The 3,913-nt window shown below is 52.2% G+C and carries 3 protein-coding genes; 2 read left to right on the top strand and 1 reads right to left on the bottom strand.

Features of this window, described 5'->3' with window-relative positions:
- Nucleotides 1–11 precede the first annotated feature (11 nt).
- Complete coding sequence (locus IGR76_03935; protein MBF2077674.1) at nucleotides 12–2,162, bottom strand: cation:proton antiporter; 2,151 nt, start codon at nucleotides 2,160–2,162, stop codon at nucleotides 12–14.
- A 130-nt stretch (nucleotides 2,163–2,292) separates the two neighbouring features.
- On the opposite strand from IGR76_03935, the gene IGR76_03930 reads away from it, so the two are divergent.
- Nucleotides 2,293–3,180 carry an NAD(P)-dependent oxidoreductase gene (locus tag IGR76_03930; GenBank protein ID MBF2077673.1) on the top strand — a complete coding sequence of 296 codons (888 nt, stop codon included), beginning with the start codon at nucleotides 2,293–2,295 and terminating at the stop codon, nucleotides 3,178–3,180.
- Nucleotides 3,181–3,435: 255 nt separating this feature from the next.
- Nucleotides 3,436–3,762 carry an STAS domain-containing protein gene (locus IGR76_03925; protein MBF2077672.1) on the top strand — a complete coding sequence of 109 codons (327 nt, stop codon included), beginning with the start codon at nucleotides 3,436–3,438 and terminating at the stop codon, nucleotides 3,760–3,762.
- Nucleotides 3,763–3,913 lie beyond the last annotated feature (151 nt).

Genomic DNA, 3,913 nt, shown 5'->3' with positions numbered 1-3,913 from the left:
ATGTAGCTGCTTCAGCCATTCTCATTAACAATTCTTATTGCGGTGACCAGGTACGAATGCGGTTCACCAAACAGCACCGTAGAACAGGTGAGTTGTTTAATCACGCGAGTGGTCACATCGCTCACCGTCAGCCCTCCCGCTGTCCGACGACGCACCGATCGCAGAATCACCAGATCTTCGCCCTGCGCCATTCGCAGAATCACCTGAGCCGGATCATCGCCAGCCACGGTTTTGATTTCCGGCTGGACCTGCGTTTCAAATTGAGCCAGTAGGCGCTTGAGTTCTGCTTCAAATTCGGCGATCGCCTCAGTCGGCGTATGGCGATCGCTGACATGCAGCACCGTCACCGTTCCTTGATTGGTGTCCGCCAACAGCAGCGCAAACTGCACCGTGCGAATCGTTTGGGGTGTAATGTTTTTGACTGGAACTAAAATTCGACGAATAGTAATCGGGTCGTCTAACAGGCGCGTCACCGCTACCGGACAGTGGGACGCCCAGAAGACGCTGTCAATCACGTTGCCGAACAGTCGTGCCCGCAAACTATCGGTTTCGCTCCACCCCATGATGATCAGGCTGGCGTTTTGCTCCCGTGCTGTGCGGCTAATGCCGTGAGCCACATCGTCATCAATGCGAATCTTCCCTTCAGCCTGGGCTTGAAACTGAGCACTCACCTCCAACGCCCGCCGCAACTGTCGCCGACTTTGGATCAGCGTGGACTGGAGTTCGGGTTCATCCATGTGAACATGGGCTTTGGCGATCGAAAGCGGGATGATCAGCCCCCGTTCTCCCCGCACCAGCAAGGCAGCTAGCTCAATCAGGTAGGCCGTTGTGAGGGGATTGGAAATCGGAACCACAACCGTAAACGGAGGAGACTCCTGTTCGAGAGCGCCTTCATGGGGAGCATCGATGTCGCACGCTAGATCTTGGGGCAACTCCCACCAAATGCCGTTACCCGACTCAACAGGGGGACTAACGGTTGCGATAGGCGGCACAAGCTGGCGGGCATAGCGCTCGGTGAGTACCGGGCCAAGCAAAGAGGTGACCAACATCAGCACAATCACACTATTGAAAAGTTCGTTAGTTAAGAGTCCAACCTGAACTCCTACAAGGGCAGCCGCTAACGTAGCGGCAACCTGAGGCAAGGAGAGTGACCACATGGTAATAGCTTCTACCCAGGCATAACGAAACAGGTATTTGATCACCGCCACCGCCACGAACTTGCTACCAATCAGCCCTAACACAACCGCGACCGTCAGTCCCAATTGGGAACTCAAAATTTCCACAAAGGCAGGAATGTCGAGCAGCAGGCCAATATCTACAAAGAAAAAGGGAATGAAGAGAACGCTACCCACAAACTCTACTTTTTCTTTAACAGGGCCATTGCCGACCACATCGTTAACCGCTAGCCCCGCTAGAAATGCACCCACGATTTTATCGACGTTGAGCATCTGTGCGCCGACGGACGCCAAAAATACGGCCAACAGCACGAAGAGAAACTGATTTCCCTGCTCATCCCCCGTGCGGCGAAAGTACTCCCGCCCTGCCCGATCGAACCCCAAAAGCACCACAACGGCGTAAAGGGCGATCGCCATAAGCTGCAATACCAGCCCACCGGGGGAAAATTCGCCTTGATGGATCGACACACAGATCGCCAGCACCAACAGCGCTGAAATATCCGTGAAAATTGTTGCACCAATGGTCACAGCAACGGCTTCATTGCGGGATACCCCCAATCGTTGGACGATGGGATACCCCAAGAGCGTATGGGACGCCAACAGCGATCCAATTAAAATCGCTGCGTTCCAGCCAAAGTTAAAAAAGAGGCCAATGGCGGTTCCTGTAATCATGGGAACCAGAAAAGTTGATAAGCCAAAGGCTAGAGAGCGATCGCGCGTTTGGCGAAACACCTTGAGATCAATCTCTAATCCGGCCACGAACATCAGGTACACTTTACCGATGTCCGACAGGAGCGCCATCGTTTCGGATTCACTGTCTAAAAGCCCTGCCCCATGGGGGCCTAGCAAAATTCCCGCAAACAGTAATCCCACCAATCCTGGCAATCGTAGCCGTTCAAAAATCGGCGGAATGGTCAAGGCGACCAGCAGTAATACGGTAAACGACACCAGCGGACTATTGGGAATCGCGCTAACGATGAAATCCATAACGGTGTAGATCCCAAAATAAGGACGTATCGTCAGTATGGAGCAAAGGAGTGGGGGAGTGAAGGGGTGAAGGGGTGGGGGAGGGAGCGGGGGAGTGTGTAACGATTGAGGAGTTGAGGTTGGAGATGTGATGACTCGGATTGGATTAATTGGAATCGGATTGATGGGGTTGCCGATGGCGCAGCGGTTGTTGGAGGCGGGCTATCCGGTCACGGTGTATAACCGCACGCGCACGAAGGCGGAACCGTTGCAACAGGCGGGGGCTACGATCGCAGACTCGGCGGCGGCGGCGATCGCCCAGGTGGATGCGGTGGTTCTCATGCTGACTGATGCGGTGGCAATTCGTCAGGTGCTTTTTCCCTCTGGCGATCGCCCAAATTTGCACGGCAAAACGATTATTCAGATGAGTACAATCGCACCCCAAGAAAGCCAGCAGCTCCAGCACGATATTGAAGCTGCGGGTGGTCAGTACTTGGAAGCCCCGGTCTTGGGCAGCATTCCCGAAGCGAAGGCCGGAACGCTGATTGTGATGGTGGGTGCGACGCCTGATCTGTACGAGCAATGGCTTCCTGTATTGAACGTGTTCGGGGCTGATCCTTTATACGTTGGCACCGTCGGATCAGCCGCTGCGCTGAAACTTGCCATGAATCAGCTTATTGGTTCCCTAACGGCGGCCTTCTCCTTCAGTTTGGGACTGGTGCAGCGCTATGGCGTCGAGGTCGATACATTTATGCAGGTGGTGCGTCAGAGTGCCCTGTATGCACCGACCTTTGATAAAAAACTGGCGCGCATGTGCGATCGCAACTTTGAAAATCCTAATTTCCCGACTAAGCACTTACTGAAGGATATGAACTTGGCGATCGCCACCGCCGCAGAGAGCGGACTCAACCCTGCTGCATTACAAGGCGTCCGTCAAATCCTAGAAACTGCAATTCAGCAAGGATACGCCGATGCTGATTATTCCGCTTTGTTTGAAGGCGTTGTCCCTCCCACTGTCCCGGATTCTCAAGTAGATTAAGAGGAAGGGGCGATCGCATCATCATTCACTATTCGTGAAGAAATATATTCCTGATACCTCTTGTGAAGTCTTCGTCTGTATTTGCCCCGGTATATTAGGAAAGCTTCAAGATGATCGAAGTTGCTAGACTCAAGGGGAAGATCGACAGTTATACTGCATGCAAATACAGTGCGTCTACTTCAGCAGTATTTTTTGCTGAGGCCTTGGCTAGTTTTAAAGAGAGCGATAGTTGATTTCCCTTAGATAGCATTTACTATGGCAAGCATAATCAAAGTAATACAGCCAACGGGTATTTTAGACAGTACCCAAGCCCCTGATCTACACCAAGCAATCAAGCAAGCAATTGAAGAGGGTGCTCAAATTGTATTAATTGACTTAAAAGACGTCACGTTTGTCGATAGCTCAGGCTTGGGGGCACTTGTGGTTGCGCTCAAGAGCGTTCGCAGCAATGACGGACAACTCTATATCTGTTCCATCAATGAGCAGGTTCGCATTCTGTTTGAGCTAACTAGTATGGATCAAGTATTTAAAGTTTTTGAAAGTCGTTCTGCCTTTGAAAGCGAAGTCCTGGTGAATGCTTAGTCGCAATCTTTGACTCCAAGTGCATACCGACGGATGTAGTTGAGCGATTTTGGATAGGGCCCTCCGACTCGGAATCGCTCAAAATCGTTTGAGTACTATAGCGCTAGCCATATCGGTTAGGACATTTTGGTGGGGCGGCGAAGCCGCCCCA

This window comes from Synechococcales cyanobacterium T60_A2020_003 (genome assembly GCA_015272205.1).
GTDB lineage: Bacteria > Cyanobacteriota > Cyanobacteriia > RECH01 > RECH01 > JACYMB01.
The sequence above is the reverse complement of the archived record's forward strand: the minus strand, read 5'-3'. Positions and strand labels throughout refer to the sequence as shown.

What these genes read in the sequence shown, in the direction of transcription:
- IGR76_03935 (MBF2077674.1), bottom strand. Translation starts at nt 2,162, where the DNA reads ATGGATTTCATCGTTAGCGCGATTCCCAATAGTCCGCTGGTGTCGTTT.
- IGR76_03930 (MBF2077673.1), top strand. Translation starts at nt 2,293, where the DNA reads ATGACTCGGATTGGATTAATTGGAATCGGATTGATGGGGTTGCCGATG.
- IGR76_03925 (MBF2077672.1), top strand. Translation starts at nt 3,436, where the DNA reads ATGGCAAGCATAATCAAAGTAATACAGCCAACGGGTATTTTAGACAGT.